The organism is Arsenicicoccus dermatophilus (assembly GCF_046267915.1).
Lineage (GTDB): Bacteria > Actinomycetota > Actinomycetes > Actinomycetales > Dermatophilaceae > Arsenicicoccus > Arsenicicoccus dermatophilus_A.
The window spans coordinates 928,389-952,371 of sequence record NZ_CP176520.1 but is presented as its reverse complement, the minus strand read 5'-3'; the positions used below and the strand labels follow the sequence as shown (position 1 = coordinate 952,371).

Here is a 23,983-nt window from a genome sequence, read left to right as displayed (position 1 = left end):
CCTACAGCAGGTGGCGGTTCATCGCCCACGCCGTGAGCTCGTGCCGGCTGGACAGCTGGAGCTTGCGCAGCACGCTGGACACGTGGGTCTCCACGGTCTTGACCGAGATGAACAGCTCCTTGGCGACCTCCTTGTACTGGTAGCCCCGGGCGATCAGACGCATCACCTCACGCTCGCGCGCCGAGAGCCGGTCCAGCTCCTCGTCGACCTCGGCGATCTCCCCGGCCGCGGCCCCGAAGGCGTCCAGCACGAAACCTGCGAGGCGGGGGCTGAACACCGCGTCCCCCTCGGCCACCCGGCGGATCGCGGCGACCAGGTCGTGGCCGCTGATGGTCTTGGTGACATAGCCCCGCGCGCCGGCCCGGATCACCGAGATCACGTCCTCGGCGGCGTCGGACACCGACAGGGCGAGGAAGCGCACCGGTGCCCCCGCCGCCGTGGTCAGCCCCATGCAGCCCAGCAGCACGTCGGTGCCGCCGCGACCGTCCCCGCCCGGCAGGTGGACGTCGAGCAGCACCACGTCCGGCCGCTCGGCCGTGATGACGGCGACCGCGGACTCGACGTCACCCGCCTCCCCCACCACCGGCAAGGTGTCGTCGAGCTCGGTGCGCACCCCGGCGCGGAACATCCGGTGGTCGTCGACCAGGACGAGGCGGATCGGGGCGGTGGGCGTGGTCATCGGTCCTCCGGAGGGTGGGTGGGATCAGCAGGGACGGGCCGGCGGTCGGCGTACGGCGGCAGGACGAGCTCGACCTCGGTGCCCGGCTCGCGGCGGCGGATCCGGGCGGCGCCGCCGTGCCGCTGCATCCGGCCCACGATCGAGCGACGCACCCCGAGCCGGTCGGCGGGGACCGCGTCCGGGTCGAATCCGGCCCCGTGGTCACGGACGAAGGCCTCGACCCCCAGCGGGCCCGCCTCGACGTACGCCGACACGGGCGGGGCGCCGTGGCGGGCGGCGTTGGTCAGCGCCTCGCCCAGCGCCCGCACCAGCGCGGCGACGTCGTCGTCGAGGTCCACGTCGCCCGTGACGACCAGGTCGACGGGCACCCCGAGCCGGTCCTCCACGTCGTGGACCACGCTCCGGGCCGCGGCCGCCAGGGTGGTCGGTGCGGCCTGGCCGCCGCCGTACAGCCAGGAGCGCAGCTCACGCTCCTGGGCCCGGGCGAGCCGCTGGACGGCCACCGGGTCCTCGGCCTGCCGCTGGATCAGCGCGAGGGTCTGCAGCACCGAGTCGTGCAGGTGGGCGGCGATGTCCGCACGCTCGGTGGCGCGCACGGCCGCGGCCTGCTCGGCGCGCAGCCGCTGCCACAGGCGCATCCCCCAGGGGGCCAGGATGACGACGAGCCCGACGAGGACGGCGGCGGCGGACAGGGCGGCGTCGCCGAGGCCGCCGATCCCCTGGGCGCGGGCGGCGAGCAGGACCACCCCGGCGGTGGTCATCAGCACCCCGGTCAGGACCCGCGCCAGACCGGCCCGGGACTGCGCGGCCGGCTGCTGCAGGAAGCGCTCGCGCTCGCTGCGGTCGAGCTGGGTCCAGACCACGATGGCGCCGCCGGCGACCAGGGCCAGCGGTGCCGTCACGCCGAGCCGCAGGTCGACACCGCCCTGGTGGAGGAGCACGGCTCCCCCGCACAGGACGAGCAGCAACCCCAGGAGCAGGGCGAGGACGGCCTCGTCGTCCAGCAGCCCGCCGCGGGGCGGCCGGGGCTCGCGCGGGGCCGTCGTCACCCGGCCGCCGACGGCCGGGGCTGCACGTCGCCCCTCGGCGGGGCCGAGCCGCTGCGGGGTGAGCGCCCACACCGCGAGGTAGACCAGGATCCCCAGACCCGCGCCGCCGACCGTGAGCAGCACCATCCCCACCCGGACCAGTGCGGCTCGCACCCCCAGGTGCTCGCCCAGACCCGCGCAGACGCCCGCGACCCAGCCCTCGTCGACCGGACGCAGCAGCTGCGGCGCGGGGGTGGCGGGCGACGTCGCCGGCTCGTAGGACTGGGGCACGCCTCCATCCTCACCCATCCCCGGACCCCGCGGCGCGGGCACCGGCGGGGGTGAGGGGTGGTTCAGGGCCGGGTCAGGGGTGACCCTCATGGCTCGGGGTCCCGACGTCGGCCACGCTGGCGGTATGACGCCGCACCAGTCCCCGGGCCCTCGGCCGACGGACGGCCTGGACCGGTTCTGCGAGCGGGTGCGCGCGACCGGGATCCGCCGCCGCCTGACCGACCGCTGGGTCGCCGGGGTGTGTGCGGGCGTCGCCGACGCCGTCGGCGTGGACCCGGTGGTGGTGCGCATCGCCTGGGGCCTGACGCTGCTCCTGGGGGGCGTCGGGGTGGCGGCGTACTTCCTGGCCTTCAGCCTGCTGGCCGACACCGCGGAGCAGATCCCGTTGGAGCGGGCCGTCCGCCGTGGTGACGGGGACTCGGTGGTCCTGCTCGTCTTCACCGGTCTCCTCGTGGCGGACCTCCTCGGGGACCTGGGCCGGGGGGTGCAGGGGAATACCCGTGGCCTGGGCCTGGCGCTCACCTGGAGCGCCGTGGCCGTGGCCGGGGTGTGGTGGTGGCTGCGGCGACGCCGGGCGGGGCGGGGTCTGGCGTCCGGCTCGGCGGAGCCGTCCGGCCCGCCGGGGCCGACCGGGACGGCGCCGGACGTGATGGCGCCGGCCGTCGACCGGGCGGCCCCCGCCCGCGGCCCGCAGCCGAGCACGACGGCGACAACGTCGGCCTGGGCAAGGGCGGCCCCCGCCCGCGGCCCGCAGCCCTGGGTCGACCTCTCCCGGGCTGACGCCGAACCGGTCGGGGCAGCTGCACCGGCCCGGTTCCGACGCCCCTCGCTGGGCTGGCCCGGCGCCCTCGCCACCCTCGGCCTGGCCGGGATCGGCGCCGGCGGGGTGCTCACCGCGCAGAGCCTGGGCCGGGTCCACCTGGAGCACCCGGCGCAGGTGGCGACGGCGGCGGCCCTCGGGCTGTGCGCGGCCTTCCTCGTCGTCATCGGCCTCGCCGGGCGCCGGGGTGGACTGACGACCGCAGTCGTCGTGCTTCTCTCGCTCGGGCTGGCGGCCGGCGCCGAGACCACCCGCAGCTCGGACGGCTGGTGGACCCGGGTCCACGTGGGCTCCGCGGCCCGCGACACGAGCTGGGCTCCCACCGAGCTGCGCGGCGGGGAGACGTATCAGGTCCGTGCCGGCGACGGCCTCCTGGACCTGACCCACCTTGATCCCGAGCTGGTGTCCGGCCGCAGCATCACCACCGACGTCGGCCTGGGCGACCTCGTGGTGCGGGTCCCGCAGGGGCTGACCGTGCGGGTGCGCGGCGACGTGGGGCTCGGCGACCGGAGGGTGCGCCGCGCCGACGGCGAGGTCACCGACGTCGGCAACGGCGAGGCGGTGGTCGGCGACGGCCGCCCGGTGCTGGACCTCGTGGCCCACGTGGGCCTCGGGGACCTGACGATCGAAGAGGTCGCGCGATGAGCAGCAGCAGGTATGGCGGGCAGCGCCCCCGGGGTCCTGACGTCCCCGCCCTCGTGGTGGGCCTGCTCGGGCTGGTCCTCGCGGCCGGGGTCCTCGTGGGTGAGCTGGCCCGGGTGCCGGTGGACGTGGGACGGTGGGGCCCCTGGGCCACCGTCGGCGTGGGGGTGGTGCTGCTCCTCGTCGGGGCGGTGGGGATCGCGCGCCGGACCCGCTAGACCGACCGGTGGGGGACGGTCCCGAGGTGATCGCGCACGCCGGCCCAGGCCGGGGCCAGGGGAATCGCGGGCAGACGCGCGGGCGTCACCCACTCCGCGGCCTCGGTGGTGCCGCCGGCGTCGTGCACCACGAGGTCCTGGGCGCGCTGCAGCTCGGCGCCATAAACGAGCCGTACCGCCTGGAAGTCCTCCAGGACTCCTTTGGGAGACATCCCGATCCAGTGCTGGCTGAGCACGGCGACCAGGCGGGGGCGGTAGATGTCCTGGCCGGTCTCCTCCCAGACCTCGCGAACCACGGCGGCCTCGGGGTCCTCCCCCGGCTCGATGCCCCCGCCCGGCAGTCCGTAGGTGCCCTGGGCGTTGGTGCGCTCGGAGTTGACGGTGAGCAGCACGCCGCGGGGGCCGTGGACGACGGCGTAGGCAGCGACGCGGGTGCGCACGAGCGGCGGGCGGGCGGGGTCGAGGACGATCCCCTCGTCCACGGCGACCCTCGGCGCGGGCAGCGGGATCGGGCCGTCCTCGCGCCGGTCCAGGACGTACGTCAGGACGATCCCGTGCGGGTCGCCCAGGTCCCGCTCGGCCGCGACGGGACGCACCGGGTCCCAGCCGTGGCTGCGCAGCAGGTCGTCCGGCGAGACGCCGTGCGGCAGGTCCTCCGCGACCTGGCGGCGCCCGTCGCGGTCGTAGCCGTCCACGTGGACGGGCGCGTCGAGCACCCGCCCGTTGCGGACCACCCGCCCGTAGGCGTCGGTCTGGAGCCGGTCGGTCATGAGGTCCCCCTGAGCATGCGGTGCAGCTCGCCGGCACGGGCGAGCTGCCTCTCCACCAGATCCAGGACCGAGGGCCACGCCTGAGCGGGCGGGGTCTCGGCGTTGTGCACTCGGATGGCTTGCCGCACAACGGGATCCGCCAGGATCGTAAGCATGTGGTCGGACAGCTGCACGTCGTCCGGAGCGATCAGCCCGGACCGCCCGTGGTCGACGAAGTCGGTGACCCCGCTGCCCTCGACGGCGAGGACGGGCAGCCCCGCGGTGCGGGCCTCCAGGGCCGCGATCCCGAAGGCCTCCAGCCGCGTGGGCGAGACGTAGGCTGCCGCCGAGCGATAGGCCGTGAGCAGCTCCTGACGGGAGACCCGGCCGCACAGCCGCACCCGGTGCGAGAGCCCCTCCCGGCGAACGTAGGCCTCGAGGAGCCGCCGCTGCGGGCCCTCGCCGTAGACGTCGAGCCGCCAGTCGACCACCGCCGACCGGCCCGCGCCGTCGTGCAGCCGCCGCTCGACCTCGCGCGCGGCACGCAGCAGCGGCAGGGGTCGCTTGCGGCGGGTCAGGCGCATCGCGGTGACCAGGGTGAGCGGCGTCCCCTCGGGCGTGGCCCGGCCCCCGGGCGGGGACCAGCGGGACACGTCGATCCCGTTGGGCAGCACCGCCACCGGCGCCCCGGCCGCGGCCCGGACGACCTGGGCGGCCGCCGTCCGGCTCACGGCCGACAGCGCCGCACCCTGGTCGGACCAGCGCCGCACCGTCCCGACACGCCGCAGCAGCGGGACCACGCCGTCGAGCAGGCAGTGCCAGGTGATAGCCGTGGGCAGCCCCACCGCGAGCGCCGCGTCGACCGCGGCCCGCCCGAAGGGGCTCACCACGCCCAGGTGGGCGTGGGCCACGTCGAAGCCGCCGTCGCGCAGCCGTTCCCGCAGCATGGACCCGGCGAGGGGGTTGACCGGCAGGTCGCCCGGCAGCCGCAGCGCCAGGTGGTGGACCGGCACCCCGTCGACGACCTCGACGGCCCCGTGCCGCTCCCCGTGCCGCCCCGGCGTCGCGGTGAGCACCGTCACCTCGTGCCCGCGCCGCACCAGCTGCTCGGCGAGGTCGTGGACCTGCACCTCGATCCCCCCCAGCCGGGGCAGGTAGCAGTCCGACAGCACGGCAACTCTCACCCTCCCAGCCTGACATGAGTCAGGATGGTCCCGATGCCTTTCACACTCTGCGCCTTCCACGCCCACCCCGACGACGAGGCCCTGCTCACCTCCGGCACGCTCGCCCGCGCGGCCGCCGAGGGGCACCGGGTGATCGTGGTCACCGCGACCGACGGTGACCTCGGCCTGACCTCGGCGGACTACCGCCGGCCCGACGCGCCGCCCCTCGGTCGCCACCGGCTGCAGGAGCTGCTGGAGTCCTGCCGCGCGCTGCGCGTGGCGCGGGTCGAGTGGCTCGGCTACGCCGACAGCGGCTCCGGTCCGCAGATCGCCCCGCCCGCAGCCGGGCTCGAGCGGTTCGCGGCCGCGGACGTCGACGAGGCGGCCGAGCGGCTCGCCCGGATCCTGCGCGAGGAGTCCGTGGACGTCCTGCTCACGTACGACGCCAACGGCGGCTACGGCCACCGCGACCACGTCCAGGTCCACCGTGTCGGCGCCCGGGCGGCCGAGCTGGCCGGTACACCGCGCGTGCTGCAGGCGACCGCCCCCCGCGACCTGCTGTGCCGGGCCCTGGACGTGGTGGCGACCTTCTACACCTTCCCGTCGTACTTCGACCGGGCGTCCTTCGACCGGGCCTACAGCGCGAGCGCCGACATCACCCACCGGATCTCGGTGCGGCCCTTCGTCGCGGCCAAGCGGGCGTCGATGCGGGCCCACGCCTCCCAGGCCGCCTCGGACGGCGCCGAGCGCACGCTGGCCGCCTTCCTGCGCATCCCGCGCCCGGTCTACGACTGGATCTTCGGGCACGAGTGGTACGTCGACCCGGCCCGGCCGGCCGGCACCCTCGTCGCCACCGACGTCTTCGAGGGGCTCACCTGAGCACGCCGGTGGGGCCGGCCCGGCGTGCCCCCTGGTGGCGGACCGCGCTGCAGGGTGTCGTCGGGGTCTGCCTCGCCGTCGTCCTGCTCACCTGGGGGCTGCCGCACTTCGCGCAGACCACCTGGGGCGACCTGTGGGCCCAGCTGCGGACGCTGAGCTGGGCCAACACGATCGGCTTGCTGGCCCTGATGCTGGCCGCGCTGTGGTCCTACACCTTCACCCTGACCGGGTCCCTCGCCGGCCTCACCCACGGTCAGGCGCTGATGGTCAACGTCGCCGGGTCGGCGGCGGGCAACCTGCTCCCGGGCGGAGGGGCGATGGGCGCGGCGACGACCTACGGCATGTACCGCTCCTGGGGCTTCGAGGGCCGGGCGATCTCCACCTCGCTGATCGTCACCGGGGTGTGGAACGTCGTGGGACGGATGGCCCTGCCCGTCGTCGGCATCCTGGTGCTGCTGCTCGGGGGCGAGCCGATGCCGCCCGGCGTCGCCCGGGGCGCCGCCGTCGGGGCCGGGGCCGGGCTCGGGCTGCTCGGGTGGTTCGTCGCCACCGTCGCCTCGGAGCGGGTGGCGCAGGCGACGGGCCGGGTCCTCGACGGTGTCGTCGGCCCGGTGGTGCGGCGCATCTCCGGTCGCCCGGCGACCGGGGTCGCCGGGCTGGTCCACGACCTGCGCTCGCGCATCGGTCGTGTCGTCGAGACGGGCTGGGTGCCGATGACGCTGGGGCTGCTGGGCTTCTTCGGCCTGCAGTACGCGCTCTTCGTGCTGTGCCTGCAGGCGACCTCCGTGCACCTGTCGCTCGCGCACCTGTTCGCGGCCTTCGCCGTGGGGCGGCTGCTGACCGCCGTCGGGGTCACGCCGGGCGGCGTCGGGGTCACCGAGGCGGGGACGGCCATCGCGCTGGTGGGCTTCGGCGCGCCGCACGCCGAGGCCGCTGCCGGGATCGTGCTGTTCACGATCTACACCCACCTGCTGGAGCTGCCGCTGGGGGCGCTGGGCGGGCTCGCCTGGTGGGCCTCGCGCGGGTACTACGAGCGCCGGCGCGCCCCGCTGGCCGGGGTCCCGACCGCCGGGAGCTGACCGCCGCGCCCGGCCGGCCTACCTGCGGGCGGCCGCGGCCCTGAGGCGTCGGGCCTGGCGGGTCCGCGCGTGCTCGGCATACGCGTCGTCGATCTCCTCCGGCTCGAAGTCCCGGCCGAGAGCCCGCTGCACGGCGGCCTCGATCAGGCTGTCGGCCACCGCCGGGTTGGCAGGCAGCAGCGGACCGTGCAGGTAGGTCCCGATGACGTTGCGGGTGCGCGCGCCCTCGGTGCCGTCCTCACCGTTGTTGCCGCGGCCCGCGAGGACCCGTCCGAAGGGCGCCTGCCCGGGGCCGAGGATCGTCGCGCCCGAGTGGTTCTCGAAGCCCACGACCTCACCCAGGTCGGTGTCCAGGACGATCCCGCCGATCATCCGGGTGTCCTTGCCGGTGGTGGTCACGTCCAGGATGCCGAGGCCGGGCAGCCGCTGGCCGTCGACGGTGACGAAGGCCTTGCCGAAGAGCTGGTACATCCCGCAGATGGCGAGCATCGGGCAGCCGTCGGCGGCGAGCGCGATGAGCGAGTCGCCGATCCGAGCCAGGTCGTCCTCGACCCGGGCCTGACCGGAGTCCTGCCCGCCACCCCCCATGACCAGGTGCACGTCGTCGCGCCAGGGATCGCCCGGGGCATGGCTCACGACCTCGGCCTCGTAGCCGTGCCAGCGCAGCCGGCTCGCGAGCGCCCGGGTGTTGCCGAGATCGCCGTAGATGCTCATCTCGCGGGGGTAGAGGTGGACCAGCGTGATCCGTCCCTTGGACATCAGGCCGTGGCCTCCTCGCCGAAGTCGGGCAGGTCGTAGCGCTGGGCCAGCATCCGGCGCAGCGTCATCATCGCGGTGTAGGTGCAGAAGATCCGCTTGGGCTCGTCCGCGTGGTCGGCGAGGAACACGTCCAGGGCGCGCGCCAGGTCGGGCTCGACGGAGTCGACGAGGACGTCGTCGTACCGCAGCCGCAGGGCCATGTCGTAGGCCCGGACGCCGCTGGTGACCGCGACGCCGTGGTCGCGCAGCGACTCGAAGCTCACGTCGTAGAGCCAGGAGACGTCCTGGCCGTCGGCGTAGTTGTCGTTGATGGCGATCATCGAGGCGACCGGGGTCGTGCCGTAGGTGCCGAGCGCGACGGTGAATCCGGCGGGGTTCTTGACGAGCACCAGCTCGAGCGGCTGCCCGTCGACGTCGACGACCTCGCCGCGGCCGAACGGCGGGGTGACCTCGGCGAGCGCCTCCGCGGCGACGGTATGCCGGAAGTCGTCACCCAGGACCAGGCGTACCATCGAGGTCGCGGCGGTCGCGTTGATCATGGCGGCCAGCCCCCGCTGGCGCAGGCTGACCGGTCCCACGTCGTGCCCGTCCCCGAAGACGACCGTGAAGTGGTGGTCGTCGATCGGCTTGAGCAACCCGTCGGAGGGGCCGGCGGGCGGCACCTCGTCGGCCTCCTCGAAGCGGACGTCGGCCTCCTGCAGCTCGGGGAGCCGGTCGGCGATCGAGGGGTCGACGCCGAACCACCGGACCGTCACGTCCGCGCCGACGTGCTCGTCGATGCGGGAGATGAAGGAGTCGTCGCGGTTGAGGACCACCCCGGCGGTCGTCTGCTCGGCCAGGCGCGTGAGCAGGCGCGCGGTGTGGTCGATCTCGGCGAACCGGTCGAGCTGGTCGCGGGCGACGTTGAGGAGCAGGGCGTGGGTGGGGGCGACCACCTCGGCGAACTTCAGCGAGTGCGCCTCGTCGAGCTCCACGACCGCGATGTCGGCCTGGATCCGGCCGGTCAGCGGGATCTGGGGCAGCATCGAGGAGATGACGCCGCGGGTGAAGTTGGAGCCCGTCGGGTTGGTGATGACGGTGAGCCCGTGGGCGCGCAGCAGGGCGACCACCATCTTGGTGGTGGTGGTCTTGCCGTTGGTGCCGCTCACCACCACCACCCCGCGGGGCAGGTCCCCGAGCGTCGACCGCAGGAAGCCCGGGTCGATCCGCTCCGCGACCAGCCCCGGGAGCGCCGAGCCACCGCTGCCACCGCCGCGCAGCCGACTGGCGGTCCGCGCGAGCTTGCCTGCCGCGATCGCGGCCGTCGTCCTCCACACGGCGGACACCCTACCCGCGCGCGGGGGCTGGGCCATGCAGGTGGAGATACCGCTGCGTAGCGCTACCGGACGATCCCGAATCGTCACCCAGGAGTCATACGAGCGTCATACGCCCGTCTCCCCTCAAAAGTGACGGATCGCTAACGTCGATGATCGCTGCGCGACCAGCCCAGCGGCGAGCCGCTGACCCCACCGCCCGGACCCGTCCCTCCCCGCCCCAGGAGACCCCCATGCGCATCCCGCTGCGCGCCGTTCCCCGGCTGAGCGCCGTCGCCCTCCTCGCGAGCGCCGGTCTGGCCGTCCCCACCGTCGCCGACGCCGTCGAGGAGTCCAGCCCCGTCGTCATCTCCGAGGTCTTCGGCGGGGGCGGCAGCTCCGGCTCCCCCTACCGGAACGACTACGTCGAGCTCCACAACTCCTTCGACGCGCCGGTGAGCCTGGACGGCTGGTCGGTCCAGTACGCCTCCTCGGCCGGCACCACCTGGCAGCGCACCGCCCTCACCGGCACCATCGCGCCGCACGGCACCTTCGTCGTGGCGCAGGCCGCGGGCTCCGGCACCGCCGCCCCGCTGCCGCGCACCGACGTCCAGGGCAGCATCGCGATGTCCGCCACCACCGGCCGGGTCGCCCTGGTCCGCACCGCCACCACGCTGACCTGCGGCGCCGACTGCGACGGGGCGCCCGGCGTCGTGGACTACGTGGGCTGGGGCGCGGCGACCGACTATGTCGTCGCGCCCGCCCCCGCGACCACCAGCAGCACCGCGATCCACCGCGCCCTGCCGGCGCCGGCCACCGGCTGGGACAACGCCCAGGACTACACCGTCGGCGCCCCGACGCCGGGCGAGGTGAGCACCCGGCCGACCCCGACGCCGACCTCGACGGGCACGCCCACCGCGACGCCGACGGCCGCGCCGACCGAGACCCCCACGGCCACGCCCACGGTCACCCCCACCCCGACGCCCACCCGGCCGCAGCCGGGCCCGCTGACCATCCAGGACGTCCAGGGCACCGGATTCCTGTCCCCGGTCAAGGGCCGGTCGGTCACCGACGTCCCGGGCGTCGTCACCGCGATCCGCACCACGGGCCGGACCAAGGGCTTCTGGATCCAGCAGCCGGCCAAGGACCCGGCCCGCGCCGACGCCTCGTCCGGCATCTTCGTCTACACCGCCGCGGCACCGATCACCGCGAAGGTGGGCGACTCGGTGCTGGTCAGCGGCGTGGTCTCGGACCACTACGCGCTGCGCGCCGGCGAGACGGTGGCCACCACGTCCAGCCTGTCGACGACCGAGATCACCAAGCCGGTCGTCACCGTGCTGTCCAGCGGCAACCCGGTGCCCGCGGCCCTGACCCTGCCCGCCGACCTGCCCGACACCCATGCCCCCAAGCCCGCGAGCGGCAACGTCGAGGAGATCCCGTCCGTCGACGTGCACCGCTCCGCGCTGGAGTGGTACGAGGCCCACGAGGGCGAGCTGGTCACCGTGGCCGACGCCCGCGTCGTGGGCCCCGGCAAGCCGCAGTACGGCGAGATCTACGTCCAGACCAAGCCGAACGAGCTGCGTACCCCGCGCGGTGGCACCTACGTCGCGGACGACGACCGCACGCCGACCGGCCGCGTGCTCGTGATGCCCGTCGACGGGAAGGTCCCCGCGGCGAACGTCGGCGACGTCTTGCAGGGCGAGACCACCGGCCCGGTCGACTGGAGCACGTATGGCGGCTGCACCATCGCCGCCACCCGCCTCGGCAGCCACGTCGACAACCACCTGCAGCGCACGGTCGTCGCCGGCTCCAACGCCGACCGGCTCACCGTCGCGACGTACAACGTGGAGAACCTCGCCCCCACCGACCCGCAGGCGAAGTACGACGCCCTCGCCGCCGGCGTGGTCACCCACCTGCGCTCCCCCGACGTGATCACCGTCGAGGAGATCCAGGACAGCTCGGGGGCCGCCGACGACGGCACGGTCGACTCCTCGCAGACGGTGGCCACGCTCCTCGCCGCGATCAAGGCGGCCGGCGGCCCGGCCTACCAGGCCGCCTGGATCAACCCCGAGGACGGCAAGGACGGCGGCCAGCCCGGCGGCAACATCCGGGTGGCGCTGTTCTACAACCCCGCCCGGGTGAGGTTCGTGTCCCGCCCCGGCGGCACGGCCACCACCCCCACCACGGTCACCAGGGACACCGCCCCCGGCCTCGAGGACACCCCGGCGCTGTCCGTCTCCCCCGGCCGGGTCGACCCGGCCAACCCGGCGTGGGCGTCCAGCCGCAAGCCGCTGGCGGGCGAGTTCGTCTTCCGGGGCCGCAAGGTCGTCGTCGTGGCCAACCACTTCAACTCCAAGGGCGGCGACGATCTGGCGGACGGCCGCTTCCAGCCGCCGAAGCGGTCCTCGGAGGTGCAGCGCACCCAGCAGGCGCGGTCGCTGCGCGCGTTCGTCGAGCAGGTCAAGGCCGTGGACCCGCAGGCCAACGTGATCCTCGGGGGCGACTTCAACGACTACCAGTTCTCGGCGCCGATCAGGGCACTGACCGGTGACGGCACCGTGGTCCACGACACGATGTGGTCGCTGCCCGAGAACGAGCGCTACTCCTACGTCTACAACGGCATCAGCCAGACGCTGGACCACCTCGTGGTGACGCCGAACCTCACGGCGGACACCCGCCTGCAGGTCGCGCACCTCAACGCGGAGTTCGCCGTGCAGACCTCCGACCACGACCCGCAGGTCGTCGACACGGTCCCGGTGCTGCACCGCTACGCCCCCGGCAAGATGGCCCTGGACGTCGCGGTCCGCAAGCCCGGCCAGAAGGTCACCGTGACCCTCTCCGGCTGGAAGCCCGGGGACATCGTCACGCTCTCCTGGGACGGCCGCCCCGTCGGCCTGGTGCAGGTCGGTGCCTACGGCACCGCGACCACCAAGGTGACGGTGCCCGTCACGGCTCCTACCGGCGCCCACACGCTGTCCGCGACGGGTCGGCAGACCACCGCGGCGAGCACCACGGTGACCGTCCGCCGCTGACGATCCTGCTGCACCGGCGAGGCCTGGTCCCCCGGGAGTCGGGGTGACCGGGCCTCGCGTCCTGCGGCTCGGGGCTCAGCGCAGGTACTTCTCCACGGCCCGGGAGGTGGCGCCCACCAGGAGCCCGGCGAAGGAACCGACCAGAGCGAGGGTGCCCAGGCCGAGAGGCAGCCCGACGGGGGTGGCCTCGACCCCGACACCCCAGCTCACGAGCAGCACACCCATCACCACGACCGCGGACAGACCCGCCAGCAGCAGCAGCGTCAGGCCGTATGGCGCACCGGCCACCCCGTGCTCGCGGGCGTGCTGACGGACGAAGCCACGCACCTGTCGGCGGAAGGCCACGAGGGCGCGCCGCTGGCGGGGTCGCCCGGCGAGGACGGCCGCGACGGCCAGGCCGACGCCCGCCCAGCCGGTGACCACGGCCAGCGCGGCGACGACGTCGCCCGGCCGGTTGCCCATGCGGGACACGATGACACCGAGGGACACCCAGGTCGCCCACAGGCTGGCGACGAAGGTGGCCACGAACCGGACGGTCATGGGGGTGACCAGGACGATGGCCACGGCCAGCGAGGCCGCGGCCGTCGCGTGCCCGCTGGGCGCGGAGTTGACGTCGCCGAGCTGCCAGACGCCGTGGTCGGGCCGGTGCACCAGGTGGGTGCGCAGGACGTACTGGGTGACGTTGGCACCCAGCACGACGACGAGGGCGGCGACCCCGAGGTCGAGCCGTCGTCGCACCACGGCTACCAGGAAGCACAGCCCGAAGGCCAGCCCCAGGACGTTGGTGTCCACGACGGCCAGGACCGTGTCCAGGTGCTGCCAGCGGAAGCCGTCGGTGGTGGCGATGGCGGAGTAGGCGCGCTGGTCCAGCCGCTGTCCCCAGGGGGTCAGGATGTTCCAGACGATCGTGAGCGCCGTCAGGAGCAGACCGACGCCCGTGGCCGCCGCCGCCCAGTGGCGGGCGTGCCCGTGCAGCTCGACGACCGGCACCTGGGTGGGGAGGGCTGGACTGTCCGTCATCGCCATGCACCCAGTGTGCAGCACGGGGACGTACCGGGACCGAGCGGACATCCAGGACAGCCCGGACGGAGCAGCACCCGGCGACGGGCGGTCGCGGGGCCCCGGGCGACGGTCGCTCTCGGTAGGCTGGGGCCATGCCTGATGCCCCTGCCACGTCCATCGTCATCGGCGGGGGGGTCACCGGTCTGCTCGCCGCCCGGCGCCTCGCACAGGCCGGGTCCACGGTCACCGTCCTGGAGGCGGGCGGCCGGCTCGGCGGTCAGGTGTGCACGATCGACCTCGCGGGGCGCCGCGTGGAGCTGGGGGCCGAGGCCGTCCACCTCGCCTCCCCCCCCGTGGTCGCCCTGGTGCGTGAGCTGGGCCTCGAGGACTCGATGATCCGGTCCAACCCCGGGGCCACCTGGCTGGCCACCCGCCGAGGCCTGCGGCGGCTCCCGCAGGGGGTCGGACCGACCGGTCCCACCCAGCTGATGCCGGTGGTGCGCAGCGGGATCATCTCGGTCCCCGGCCTGGCCCGGGCCGCCCTGGAGCCCCTGGTCGCCCGCCGGCACCGCGTCGAGGGTGACCTCTCGGTGGGGCGTTTCGTGCGCGAGCGCTTCGGGCGCGAGATCGCCGAGGCGTTCGTCGATCCCATGCTCGGCGGGCTGCACTCGGGCGACATCGACCGGCTCTCCCTGCGGTCCGCCTCGCCGATGCTCGCCCGGGTCGCCGAGTCCGGCCGCTCCCTCACCCTGTCCGTGCGCACCCGCAGGACGGGCCCGAGCGTGGCCCCCTCGATGTTCGCCACCTGGCCGGGCGGTCTCGACACCCTCGTCGACGCCCTGCTCGCCGGCACGGACGTGCAGGTGCGGTGCGGGCAGAGCGTGCGGTCCGTCATGCCGGAGCCGGACGGGGCTCGCGCCGTGACCCTGGCGAGCGGGCAGGTGCACCGGGCCGACGCGGTCGTGCTCGCCGTCAACGCCGCGGTCGCCGCCCGGCTGCTGGAGCCGGCCTGCCCGGACGCCGCGGCCGCACTGGCCCAGGTGCGCTCGGCCACCCTGGCGACGGCGCTGGTCGCCGTGCCGCGGGCCGACGCACAGGCCTGCGACGCCGTCCGCACCGGCACCGGCGTGATGATCCCCAGCACCCTGGGGCTGAGGCTCAAGGCGGCGACCTTCCTGTCCTCGAAGTGGCCTCAGCACGCCCCCACCCCGGAGCACGACACCGTGCTGCTGCGCCTGTCCGCGGGCCGGGCCGGGTCGAGCCTGGTCGACGACCACACCGACGACGAGCTGCTCACCATGATGCTCACCGACCTGGCGACGCTCACCGGGCTGCGCACCACCCCGGTGACCACCCTCGTGCACCGGTGGCCCGGCACCGCCCCGCAGCTCGAGGTGGGCCACGGCGAGCGGCTCGGCGCCGCCCGCGCCGCCCTGGCGCGCGACCTGCCGGGCGTGGCCTTGGCGGGCGCATCCATCGACGGCAGCGGGATCTCCGGCTGCGTCACCTCCGCCGAGCAGGCCGCCCGGCACCTCCTCAGGGGAGCCTGCGCATGAGTTCGCACCATCTGTCCGCCGAGGCCCGCGCGGTCCGGCACCAGCGGCACGACGTCGGGGACAAGCCCTTCATCACCATCTGGGAGGTCACCCGGGCCTGCCGGCTGGCGTGCCGGCACTGCCGCGCGGACGCCATCACGCGGCGGGACCCGCTGGAGCTCTCCCTCGACGAGGGCAAGGCGCTGCTGGACCAGATCGCGTCGTTCCCCAAGCCCTGTCCCCTGGTGGTGCTCACCGGCGGCGACCCCTTCGAGCGACCGGACCTGGCCGAGCTCACGGCCCACGGCAGCGCCCTCGGGCTGTCGATGGCGTTGTCACCGTCGGCCACCCCCAGCCTGACGCCGGACCGGCTGGCCGAGCTGCGGGAGGCGGGGGGCAAGGCCGTCTCCCTCTCGCTGGACGGGGCCCGCGCCGCCACCCACGACGCCTTCCGCGGCTTCGAGGGGACCTTCGAGCGGACGCTGGAGGCTGCCCGGATGGTGGCCGACGCCGGTTTCCGGCTGCAGATCAACTCCACGGTCACCCGCGCGACCGTGCTGGAGCTGCCGGACCTGCTCGTGACGGTGCTCGACCTGGGCGCCAAGCTGTGGAGCGTGTTCTTCCTCGTGCCCACGGGCCGCGGGCAGCAGCTGCAGACCCTCTCCCCGGACGAGGTGGAGGACGTGCTGCACTGGCTGGCCGACGTGTCCCGCCACATCGCGATCAAGACCACCGAGGCCCCGCACTACCGTCGCGTGGTCCTGCAGCGGCTGCGGTCCGGGCACGACGTCGGCGAGCGCGGTGAGCTGTACGCCGCGCTGACGGCCCGCACCGCCGAGCTCCTCGGCCACCGTGAGGTGCCGCAGCGCCAGGCCCGGGCGCCGATCGACGTGAACTCCGGTCGCGGTTTCGTCTTCATCGACCACCAGGGCTGGGTCTATCCCTCGGGCTTCCTGCCCCACCGGGCCGGCAACGTGCGGGACACCCCGCTGCCGGAGGTCTATCGCGACTCGCCGGTGATGCGCGCCCTGCGGACGCCGGAGCAGTTCGTCGGCAAGTGCGGGGTGTGCGAGTTCCGCGAGGTCTGCGGTGGCTCACGCTCCCACGCGTATGCCGTCACGGGCGACCCGCTGGCCTCGGACCCGACGTGCGCCTACGTCCCGGTCGCCACCCGAGGGAGCGAGGTCGCGGACTCCACCCCTGCCGTCGTCGCGCGCCCGCACACCCACTGATTGTCACCTTGAGTAGTTGTTTCTCACCGGTCACCTGACGTCAGGTATGCAGTGTGGGACTCGGGGTGCTGACCAGGGCCTTTCGGGACAAATGGGGTAGTGCTTCGTCGCGACACGCCGGGCCCGGCGTCGCCGCCGACCCACGCTGATGTGACCATGGGTCACATGTTCCCCACGTCGTCGCGGCGCCGACTCGCACCGGTGCTGACGGCAGCTCTCCTGCTCGGACCGACCGCCTGCGGCGACGTGGGCTCCCGCGGTGCCCAGCCCGCGGTGACGATGACCGCTCCGTCGGTCACCCACACCCGGCTGCCCGACGGCACGGTCCTCGGGCCCGGCGGCAGGCCCGTCGGCCCCCCGGCCACGACGCCACCCGGTCCCGCCGCGCCGAGCGCCACCACGACACCGACCGCCACGACGACCACCGCCGCCCGGACCCCCTCCCCGCCGGCGGTCACCCGCGCGACCTTCGACCAGGTGGCCTATGCCTACCTGCAGGGCCGCAAGGGCGTCTACGGCTTCGTGGCGAGCGACCTGACCACCGGCCAGACCGTGGAGCACCACCCCGAGCAGCGGTGCCAGACGGCTTCGCTCGTCAAGCTCGACGTCCTGCTGACCCTGCTGCTGAAGCGCCAGGACGACGGTGGCCCCAGCAGCAGCGAGCGGGCCCTCGCCCGCCGCATGATCGTCAGCTCGGACAACGAGGCCACCACCAAGCTGTGGGGCATCGTCGGTGCCGATGCCGGGGTGCGTCGGGCCAACAAGACCTTCGGCCTCACCGAGACCGAGCCGGGCGCCCGCTGGACGTGGGGCATGACCACCACGACGGCCCCGGACCAGATCCGACTGCTGCGCAACCTGGTCAAGGACGACGGGCCGCTCACCCGCGAGAGCCGTGACTACGCCCTGGGGTTGATGAGCGACGTCGAGGACTACCAGGCCTGGGGCATCTCCGCCGCCAACCCGCGGCACGAGGCCGCCCTCAAGAACGGCTGGCTGCCCATCGACGAGGGCTGGGTCGTCACCTCCGCCGGACGGGTCCGCACCGCGGGCGGCCACGACGTGCTCATGGCAGCGGTGTCCTGCCAAGGGCGCTCCCAGGAGCACGGCGTGGAGTCCATCGAGCACCTGGCGTCCCTGGCCGCCGTGGCCCTCGACCAGAAGTAGCCCGCCCGCAGCCCGTCAGGCCACGGACGAGAGCCCCGGACCGTTCCCGGTCCGGGGCTCTCGTCGACCCGGTTGTCCCGCGAGGGCCGCCGTCACTCCCACTCGATGGTGCCCGGCGGCTTGCTGGTCACGTCCAGCACCACCCGGTTGACCTCGCGGACCTCGTTGGTGATCCGGTTGCTGATCTGCGCCAAGGTTTCGTAGGGCACGCGCGACCAGTCGGCCGTCATCGCGTCCTCGCTGGACACCGGCCGCAGCACGATCGGGTGGCCGTAGGTGCGCCCGTCGCCCTGCACCCCGACCGAGCGCACGTCGGCGAGCAGGACCACCGGGCACTGCCAGATCTCGCGGTCCAGGCCCGCCTTGGTCAGCTCCTCGCGGGCGATGGCGTCCGCCCGGCGCAGGACGTCCAGACGCTCCGCGGTGACCTCGCCGATGATCCGGATGCCGAGCCCGGGGCCTGGGAAGGGCTGACGCCAGACGATGGCCTCGGGGACGCCCAGCTCGAGGCCGACCTGGCGGACCTCGTCCTTGAACAGGGTGCGCAGCGGCTCGACGAGCGAGAACTGCAGGTCGTCGGGGAGCCCGCCGACGTTGTGGTGGGACTTGATGTTGGCCGCACCCTCGCCGCCACCGGACTCGACCACGTCGGGATAGAGCGTGCCCTGGACGAGCCACTTGACGGGGTGCTCCTCGTCGCCGCGGTCCTGCACGACGTCCCGGGCCGCCTGCTCGAAGCTGCGGATGAACTCCCGGCCGATGATCTTGCGCTTGGTCTCCGGGTCGGTGACCCCGGCCAGGGCGTCGAGGAACTGCTCGGTGGCGTCCTGGACGACCAGGTCGACGCCGGTCGCCGCCACGAAGTCGTCCTCGACCTGCTGGCGCTCTCCCGCGCGCAGCAGCCCGTGGTCGACGTGGACGCAGGTGAGCTGGTCGCCGACGGCGCGCTGCACGATGGCGGCGGCCACGGCGGAGTCGACCCCGCCGGACAGGGCGCACAGGACGCGGTCCTCGCCCACCTGCTGCCGGACCCGCTCGACGAGCTCCTCGGCGACGTTGCCGGGCGTCCAGTCGGCGGCGAGGCCGGCGCCCTTGGTCAGGAAGTTCTCCAGCACCCGCTGGCCGAAGGTCGAGTGCATCACCTCGGGGTGCCACTGCACGCCGTAGATGCGACGCTCGTCGTCCTCGAAGGCCGCGACCGGCGTCCCCGAGGTCGAGGCGGTCACCTGCATCCCGGCAGGCGCCTCGGTCACCGAGTCGCCGTGGCTCATCCACACCGACTGGTCGGCGGGCTGCCCGTTGAACAGCGTCGAGGTCGGATCCAGCACCTGCGCCTGGGTCGCGCCGTACTCGCTCAGACCGGTGTGGGCGACGGTGCCGCCGAGCGCCTGCGCGATGGACTGGAAGCCGTAGCACATGCCGAAGACCGGCACCCCGGCCTCGAGCAGCGCCGGGTCCAGGCGGGGGGCGCCGTCCTGGTAGACCGAGGAGGGGCCGCCGGACAGGATGATCGCGGCCGGGTCCTTGGCCAGGATCTGCTCGGCCGGCCAGCTGTGCGGCACGACCTCGGAGTAGACCTTGGCCTCGCGGACGCGGCGGGCGATGAGCTGGGCGTACTGCGCGCCGAAGTCGACGACGAGGACCGGTCTGGCCTGCAGGGACTCGCTGGTGGGGGGCTGGCTCACGCGGCCAGCCTACCCTTGACCTCGCGGGCCACCCTCCGCTCGACCACGAACGACAGGAAGGGCACCACGCCCGCCAGCATGACGCCGACCATCTTGCCCAGCGGCCACCTGGCGGCGAAGCCCAGGTTGGCGGTGCAGGCGAGGTAGATCATGTAGAGGAAGCCGTGCGGCATCGCCCACCACGCGAGGGCGTCGTTCTTCCACGGGCCGTACTTCAGCACCATCTCCAGGACGAGCAGCAGCAGCCCCACGCCGACCACGAAGGCCATGATCTCGAAGGGCTTGAGCGCCTTGCGCACGGTCTCCGGGTGGTCGTAGCCCCCGGCGGGGTGGGTCGTCATGACGCGTCTCCTGGCAGGTCGGTCGGCTGGGCGGGATCAGGATCAGGTATGCCGGACGGCGCCCGCCGCGCCTCGCGGTGGGTGTCGCGCACGGTCCGCCACCACAGGTAGACCGCGAACGCCGCGAAGATCCACCACTGGACGGCGTAGGCCGCGTTGCGCAGGTTGAACGAGGACTCCGGCTGGGGCGGGGGGATCCGGCGCAGCGCCGCCGGCGCGGTGTCGGGCTGCTCGCCCTGGGCCACGACGAAGCCGTTGTAGAGCTCCTGCGGCCAGTGGTTGACGAGCTCGGCCAGGTCGATGCTGCCGCGCTGCCCGGCGGGCAGGGTGCCTGCGGTCGAGGGCGACTCCCCCGGTGCGAGGGTGCCGCGCACCATGACCTGGGCGGTCGGGGGCGCGGGGGTGTCGGCCGGGCTCGTGACGAACCCGCGGACCACGGCGACGCGGGCCCGGGTGCCGGCCTCGTCGAGCGGCGTCACCACCCAGTAGCCCCGCCGCCCCTCCAGGAGCCGGTCGGGGACCAGGAACTGCCCGGAGGCGTCGTACCGCCCGGTGACCAGCACCTTGCGGTTGGACATCACGCCACGGAAGGCCGCGTGGGGCGTGAGGACCTGGTGCAGCGGGGCGGCGGGCTGGGCCTGCTGGTGCGCGAGGGCGTCCTTGGCCGCGGTGTCGCGCGAGACGTCCAGCTGCCACATCCCGAGCCGGCCGAAGCCGACGACCACCAGCACCACGGCCGCGAGCAGGGCGAGCAGGCGCGGCTGGAGGGCGGTGCGGATCACCCCACCACCCTAGTCCGCGAGGCGGGTCCGGTCGCTCTCGGCTCAGTCGCGGCCACCGCTGGGGGACGTGGACCCCGAGCCGGCGTCGGTGGGCGGGCTCGTGCCGGTCCTCGTGCCGGTCGGCCGCGGTCCGGTCGGCTCGGGCGCCGGCGAGCCGGTGGGCCGCTCGTCGAGGATCTGGATCGAGCCGCTGTAGTTCGCGACCCACACGGCGTTGCGGGTGGACTCGTAGGCCACGCCGATCGGGCTCTGGCGGGTGGCGACCGACTGCACGACGGCCAGGTCAAAGGTGCGCACCTTGGTGAGCGTGGCGGCGCCGTAGCTGGTGACGTAGAGCGCCCGCCCGTCCTTGCTCATCACCATCGACCGAGGCTGGTCGGGCAGGTCCACCCGCCGGTCCACCACGCCCTTGGCGACGTCGATCCGGACCAGGGTGTCGCTGTCGTTGTCGGTGACGTAGAGATGGCGCCCGTCCGCGGACGTGACCAGGGCGCGCGGGCCCTTGCCGGGACTCACCAACGGCTTGGCGGTGCGGGTGGCCAGGTCCACGGCATACACCGTCTCCCCGCCCATCTCGGCGACGTAGGCCGTGCGGCTGTCGGGGCTGACCGCGATCCCGCGCGGGTGCTCGCCGATCTTGACGGCCGCCACCTCCTTGGCCTGGGCCAGGTCGACGACGGACAGGGTGCCGGAGCACCAGTTCGTCGTCAGCACCGTGCGCTGGTCGGGGGTGATCACCACGACCTTGGGGACGGCGCCCACCTGGATGACCTGGTCGACCTTGAGGGTCGCGGCGTCGAGGCGGTAGAGGTACGAGCGGTCGACGGTGGTCGTGGTGGTGCAGTCGTCGAAGCCGTTGTGCTCGAAGCCGGGGCCGTACATCGAGTAGTTCGAGACGTAGGCCTTGGCGCCGTCCGCCGTCCACGCGGCCTCGACCGGCGCCCCCTTGACCGGGCCCTGGCTGCCCGCCACGCCGAACCTTCCCAGGTCGACCGTGTCTGGGATCGTCGCCCGCAGCGCTCCGTCCGGGCCGTATGCCGTGATCGTGTGCCGGTACATCATGTTCTGCGCCAGGACGAGCCCGCCGGGACCCGCGGCCAGCGACTTCGGGGTGATCCCGCCGGTGACCGTGTCCCGCAGGACCAGGCGGGTGCGGCTGACGTCGTGGGCCGCGGCCTGCGCCCTGACGCCGGCGGCCGCCGCGGGGGCCGGGCCGGGCGCCTGCTTGCCGGCGGTCAGGGAGCGGATCGCCCCCACCGCCTGGACCACCCCGAGGCCGAGCGCCAGCAGAAGCAGGAGCGAGAGGGCGAGCGCGACGCGCCTGCGACGCACGTGGACGGGGTCTCGCAGGACGACGAGCTTCACGACTTGCCTCCGACGGTCGGGTGGCCGGTGTCCGCCTGGGACGTGGGCCCAAACTAGTCGCCGGATCGGCCGCACCCCGGAAGGCTCGCTCGCCGTCATAAAAGTTGACACCTAGTGACGTCTTGCCGCACCAGAGTGACAAGCTGGCCCGGGACCGGCGGGCCGACGACGCGTGCCGGTCCGGTGGGCCGGTCAGTCGAAGGTCTGGGTGACGCGGGAGCCCGAGTCGTCGTGCCGGACCTGGCAGCGCGCCCCGTTGACGAGCGGCAGGTAGGGCGCCCAGTGGCCGCAGTCCACCCCGTCGAGGATCGGGATCCCGAGGGGGCCGAGCGCGTCCAGCACAGCCTCCCGCTGGGTGAGGGTCGGCGCGTCCGGGGCATAGGTGCGCCCGACCAGGACGGCGGCCGCGTCGTCGAAGAATCCGGCCAGCCGCATGCCGTGCAGGTTGCGGCAGATGGCCGGGGCGTCGTCGCCCGCGGCCTCGACGTAGACCAGCAGCGGATCACCGAGGGCGGCCAGCGGCCGGGGATCCAGATAGCGGGTGCCCGCGAGGTTGACCAGGGTCTCGATGCAGCCGCCGATCAGGCGGCCGCGCACGTCGAGGTCCCGCCCGGCACCGTCGATGCGGGCCCACCGGCCGGGGACGTCGAGGACGTGGTCGGCCACCTCGGGATGCTCGACGTAGTCCACGAAGCCGCGGCGGTGGGCGCCCGGGGAGGTCTGGGTGAAAGACGCGCCCGGGGGCATCCGGACGATCTGCAGCCAGTCGGTGAGGCCGGCAGGCGTGCGGTATGGCGTGTCCATGAGGTTCTGGCCGTGGATCGTCGCCCACCCGGTCAGCAGGGTGAGCGGCGTGATGAGGGTGGCGATGTCGGAGAACCCGACGACCCACGTCGGCTCGGCCGCGGAGATGGCCTCCCAGTCCAGCAGCCCGATCAGGTCGATCGCGGTCTCCCCGCCCCAGGGCGGCACGATCGCCCGCACCTCGGGATCCAGGAGCAGGTCCTGCAGCTCGGCCGCACGCTCGGCGGCCGGCGCGCTCACGTGGCGCTCGCCGTCCATGCACCGACCGACCCGCACCTCGAGCCCGGCCGCCGCCACCGTCCGCACCGCCACGTCGAGCCGAGCCTGCAACGGCCCGGACGCACCCGACGAGGGACTGGTGACGCCGACGACGTCGCCGGCGGTCAGCGGGGCGGGATAGCGCAGCTCCATGCGCCTGACCCTAGCCCGACCCGGCGCCGCGCTCCCTGACCAATTCGCCCACGCCGCAGTGCCGCCCGCCCCGGCGAGAGGGGCGGCAACCTGGGCCCTGCTAGCTGCGTGCACCCAGCGCTGGGCGGCCCCACTGGGCGGTGAGGTGCCACAGCTGCTTGAGGGGCTGCACGTCATACCGACCGGTGCGGACGGCGTCGCCGATGAGCCGAGCGTCCACCACGCCGTCCTGGGCGATCTCGTGGCCGATCCGCACCGGCTCAGGACCGCGATAGTCGACCTTGGCGTCGAGGGTGGGCAGGTCCAGGACGCGCCCCTCGTGCCACTCCAGCGGGAGGCCGAGGCGGGCGGCGCGATCCGCCACGTCGGTGCCGCGGTAGCACGGGTCCAGCACCAGGGCCTCGACGTCGTCCCGGAGGGACAGACGCCCGTGGACCTGGGCCTCGACATACCCGTCGAGCGGGTCGTGGTCCTCGTCGTCCGGGTCCTGCGCCACGGCGCGGTCGTGGGCCTCGGCCAGGGGCAGGAGGTCGAAGTGGCGGGAGGTCGCGAAGCGGGTCGGGGCGTATGCCGAGTCGGGGAAGCAGAAGGTGGCCCGGTCGAGCATGTGCTCGCGAAGGCGCAGGTGAGCCGAACCGAACCGGGGCGCCCCGCCCAGAGGACGTCGCCGGTGGTCGAGCGCGCCGTACTTGGGTCGCTCGGTGGCCGGGGCGTCGTCATACGCCCCACCGAACAGGTCTCGCTCCCACAGCCATCGGGCACCACCCGGATGCGCCGTCAACCCGCCGTTGCTGGTGCCGGTCTCGAACTGGGAGCGATACCGGCCGCCCGCCGCCAGGGCGTCCAGGATGTCGACCCCGCCGGCAGACCGGTCGGGGTGGAAGTTCACGGTGATCCGCAGCGCGCGATCCAGGGGCTCGCCCTCGCAGCGGGCGTCGACGTGGGCGACGGCCCGCCGGGCCCAGACGCTCTGCTGGCTCATACCGCTCCACCTCCTTGTCGAGGACTGTCACGTGCGAGGGTCGGCA

General features: G+C 74.2%; 21 protein-coding genes. 8 read left to right on the top strand and 13 right to left on the bottom strand.

Annotation, left to right across the window (positions count from 1 at the left end):
* Position 1: 1 nt before the first annotated feature.
* Positions 2-679 (bottom strand): LuxR C-terminal-related transcriptional regulator, encoded by a 678-nt coding sequence (locus ACK2IS_RS04815; protein ID WP_409485013.1) that lies wholly within the window; start codon positions 677-679, stop codon positions 2-4.
* Positions 676-1,998: a PspC domain-containing protein gene (locus ACK2IS_RS04810; protein WP_409485012.1), complete on the bottom strand. Its 1,323-nt coding sequence runs from the start codon at positions 1,996-1,998 to the stop codon at positions 676-678. The genes ACK2IS_RS04815 and ACK2IS_RS04810 overlap by 4 nt, the downstream gene beginning before the upstream one ends.
* Positions 1,999-2,122: 124 nt before the next feature.
* Between ACK2IS_RS04810 and ACK2IS_RS04805 the strand changes: the two genes are divergently transcribed.
* Both ACK2IS_RS04805 and ACK2IS_RS04800 read left to right on the top strand, forming a co-directional pair.
* On the top strand, positions 2,123-3,463 hold the full coding sequence (locus ACK2IS_RS04805) for a PspC domain-containing protein (protein ID WP_409485011.1): 1,341 nt from the start codon (positions 2,123-2,125) through the stop codon (positions 3,461-3,463).
* Positions 3,460-3,678, top strand: a complete 219-nt coding sequence (locus ACK2IS_RS04800; RefSeq protein ID WP_409485010.1) for a hypothetical protein — start codon at positions 3,460-3,462, stop codon at positions 3,676-3,678. The genes ACK2IS_RS04805 and ACK2IS_RS04800 overlap by 4 nt, the downstream gene beginning before the upstream one ends.
* Here ACK2IS_RS04800 and ACK2IS_RS04795 read toward each other — a convergent pair.
* Together ACK2IS_RS04795 and ACK2IS_RS04790 are read right to left on the bottom strand one after the other, a co-directional pair.
* Entirely contained in the window at positions 3,675-4,448 is a 774-nt protein-coding gene (locus ACK2IS_RS04795; RefSeq protein ID WP_409485009.1) for an NUDIX hydrolase, read from the bottom strand. The genes ACK2IS_RS04800 and ACK2IS_RS04795 overlap by 4 nt on opposite strands.
* Entirely contained in the window at positions 4,445-5,611 is a 1,167-nt protein-coding gene (locus tag ACK2IS_RS04790) for a glycosyltransferase family 4 protein (protein ID WP_409485008.1), read from the bottom strand. Before ACK2IS_RS04790 ends, ACK2IS_RS04795 begins: the two co-directional genes overlap by 4 nt.
* A gap of 33 nt (positions 5,612-5,644) precedes the next feature.
* Here ACK2IS_RS04790 and ACK2IS_RS04785 point away from each other — a divergent pair, with 33 nt between their 5' ends.
* Entirely contained in the window at positions 5,645-6,469 is an 825-nt protein-coding gene (locus tag ACK2IS_RS04785) for a PIG-L deacetylase family protein (protein WP_409485007.1), read from the top strand.
* An 8-nt stretch (positions 6,470-6,477) separates the two neighbouring features.
* On the top strand, positions 6,478-7,548 hold the full coding sequence (locus ACK2IS_RS04780; protein ID WP_409485006.1) for a lysylphosphatidylglycerol synthase domain-containing protein: 1,071 nt from the start codon (positions 6,478-6,480) through the stop codon (positions 7,546-7,548).
* Positions 7,549-7,566: 18 nt separating this feature from the next.
* Here ACK2IS_RS04780 and ACK2IS_RS04775 read toward each other — a convergent pair whose 3' ends face one another.
* Both ACK2IS_RS04775 and ACK2IS_RS04770 read right to left on the bottom strand, forming a co-directional pair.
* A complete protein-coding gene (locus ACK2IS_RS04775) occupies positions 7,567-8,307 on the bottom strand; it encodes a type 1 glutamine amidotransferase (RefSeq protein ID WP_409485005.1) in 741 nt (246 codons plus the stop codon).
* Positions 8,307-9,623 (bottom strand): MurT ligase domain-containing protein, encoded by a 1,317-nt coding sequence (locus ACK2IS_RS04770; protein ID WP_409485004.1) that lies wholly within the window; start codon positions 9,621-9,623, stop codon positions 8,307-8,309. The genes ACK2IS_RS04775 and ACK2IS_RS04770 overlap by 1 nt, the downstream gene beginning before the upstream one ends.
* A 230-nt stretch (positions 9,624-9,853) precedes the next feature.
* Here ACK2IS_RS04770 and ACK2IS_RS04765 point away from each other — a divergent pair, with 230 nt between their 5' ends.
* A complete protein-coding gene (locus tag ACK2IS_RS04765; protein WP_409485003.1) occupies positions 9,854-12,631 on the top strand; it encodes an endonuclease/exonuclease/phosphatase family protein in 2,778 nt (925 codons plus the stop codon).
* Between the two features lie 75 nt (positions 12,632-12,706).
* Here ACK2IS_RS04765 and ACK2IS_RS04760 read toward each other — a convergent pair whose 3' ends face one another.
* Complete coding sequence (locus ACK2IS_RS04760; protein WP_409485002.1) at positions 12,707-13,657, bottom strand: hypothetical protein; 951 nt, start codon at positions 13,655-13,657, stop codon at positions 12,707-12,709.
* A 128-nt stretch (positions 13,658-13,785) separates the two neighbouring features.
* Between ACK2IS_RS04760 and hemG the strand changes: the two genes are divergently transcribed.
* The 3 genes from hemG (at position 13,786) to ACK2IS_RS04745 (ending at position 17,567) form a co-directional block, all read left to right on the top strand.
* Positions 13,786-15,189 (top strand): protoporphyrinogen oxidase, encoded by a 1,404-nt coding sequence (gene hemG / locus ACK2IS_RS04755; RefSeq protein ID WP_409485001.1) that lies wholly within the window; start codon positions 13,786-13,788, stop codon positions 15,187-15,189.
* Entirely contained in the window at positions 15,186-16,400 is a 1,215-nt protein-coding gene (locus ACK2IS_RS04750; protein WP_409485000.1) for a TIGR04053 family radical SAM/SPASM domain-containing protein, read from the top strand. The genes hemG and ACK2IS_RS04750 overlap by 4 nt, the downstream gene beginning before the upstream one ends.
* Positions 16,401-16,565: 165 nt before the next feature.
* Positions 16,566-17,567: a serine hydrolase gene (locus tag ACK2IS_RS04745; RefSeq protein WP_409484999.1), complete on the top strand. Its 1,002-nt coding sequence runs from the start codon at positions 16,566-16,568 to the stop codon at positions 17,565-17,567.
* Between the two features lie 92 nt (positions 17,568-17,659).
* Here ACK2IS_RS04745 and guaA read toward each other — a convergent pair whose 3' ends face one another.
* The 6 genes from guaA to ACK2IS_RS04715 form a co-directional block, all read right to left on the bottom strand.
* Positions 17,660-19,252 (bottom strand): glutamine-hydrolyzing GMP synthase, encoded by a 1,593-nt coding sequence (guaA, locus tag ACK2IS_RS04740; protein WP_409484998.1) that lies wholly within the window; start codon positions 19,250-19,252, stop codon positions 17,660-17,662.
* Positions 19,249-19,593, bottom strand: a complete 345-nt coding sequence (locus ACK2IS_RS04735) for a DUF3817 domain-containing protein (protein WP_409484997.1) — start codon at positions 19,591-19,593, stop codon at positions 19,249-19,251. Before ACK2IS_RS04735 ends, guaA begins: the two co-directional genes overlap by 4 nt.
* Positions 19,590-20,375, bottom strand: a complete 786-nt coding sequence (locus tag ACK2IS_RS04730) for an SURF1 family protein (RefSeq protein WP_409484996.1) — start codon at positions 20,373-20,375, stop codon at positions 19,590-19,592. The genes ACK2IS_RS04735 and ACK2IS_RS04730 overlap by 4 nt, the downstream gene beginning before the upstream one ends.
* 42 nt (positions 20,376-20,417) lie before the next feature.
* Entirely contained in the window at positions 20,418-21,740 is a 1,323-nt protein-coding gene (locus ACK2IS_RS04725; protein WP_409484995.1) for a beta-propeller fold lactonase family protein, read from the bottom strand.
* 192 nt (positions 21,741-21,932) lie between these two features.
* Positions 21,933-22,955, bottom strand: coding sequence for a S66 peptidase family protein (locus ACK2IS_RS04720; protein ID WP_409484994.1), 1,023 nt, complete (start codon positions 22,953-22,955; stop codon positions 21,933-21,935).
* 100 nt (positions 22,956-23,055) lie between these two features.
* Positions 23,056-23,937: a DUF3626 domain-containing protein gene (locus ACK2IS_RS04715; RefSeq protein WP_409484993.1), complete on the bottom strand. Its 882-nt coding sequence runs from the start codon at positions 23,935-23,937 to the stop codon at positions 23,056-23,058.
* Between the last annotated feature and the right edge of the window lie 46 nt (positions 23,938-23,983).

Bases quoted from the DNA above. Each gene is read 5' to 3' on its own strand.
- hemG (WP_409485001.1), top strand. From the start codon at position 13,786: ATGCCTGATGCCCCTGCCACGTCCATCGTCATCGGCGGGGGGGTCACC.
- ACK2IS_RS04760 (WP_409485002.1), bottom strand. From the start codon at position 13,657: ATGGCGATGACGGACAGTCCAGCCCTCCCCACCCAGGTGCCGGTCGTC.
- ACK2IS_RS04720 (WP_409484994.1), bottom strand. From the start codon at position 22,955: ATGGAGCTGCGCTATCCCGCCCCGCTGACCGCCGGCGACGTCGTCGGC.
- ACK2IS_RS04735 (WP_409484997.1), bottom strand. From the start codon at position 19,593: ATGACGACCCACCCCGCCGGGGGCTACGACCACCCGGAGACCGTGCGC.
- ACK2IS_RS04800 (WP_409485010.1), top strand. From the start codon at position 3,460: ATGAGCAGCAGCAGGTATGGCGGGCAGCGCCCCCGGGGTCCTGACGTC.
- ACK2IS_RS04805 (WP_409485011.1), top strand. From the start codon at position 2,123: ATGACGCCGCACCAGTCCCCGGGCCCTCGGCCGACGGACGGCCTGGAC.
- ACK2IS_RS04750 (WP_409485000.1), top strand. From the start codon at position 15,186: ATGAGTTCGCACCATCTGTCCGCCGAGGCCCGCGCGGTCCGGCACCAG.
- ACK2IS_RS04715 (WP_409484993.1), bottom strand. From the start codon at position 23,937: ATGAGCCAGCAGAGCGTCTGGGCCCGGCGGGCCGTCGCCCACGTCGAC.
- ACK2IS_RS04785 (WP_409485007.1), top strand. From the start codon at position 5,645: ATGCCTTTCACACTCTGCGCCTTCCACGCCCACCCCGACGACGAGGCC.
- ACK2IS_RS04775 (WP_409485005.1), bottom strand. From the start codon at position 8,307: ATGTCCAAGGGACGGATCACGCTGGTCCACCTCTACCCCCGCGAGATG.
- ACK2IS_RS04745 (WP_409484999.1), top strand. From the start codon at position 16,566: ATGTTCCCCACGTCGTCGCGGCGCCGACTCGCACCGGTGCTGACGGCA.
- ACK2IS_RS04765 (WP_409485003.1), top strand. From the start codon at position 9,854: ATGCGCATCCCGCTGCGCGCCGTTCCCCGGCTGAGCGCCGTCGCCCTC.
- ACK2IS_RS04795 (WP_409485009.1), bottom strand. From the start codon at position 4,448: ATGACCGACCGGCTCCAGACCGACGCCTACGGGCGGGTGGTCCGCAAC.
- ACK2IS_RS04815 (WP_409485013.1), bottom strand. From the start codon at position 679: ATGACCACGCCCACCGCCCCGATCCGCCTCGTCCTGGTCGACGACCAC.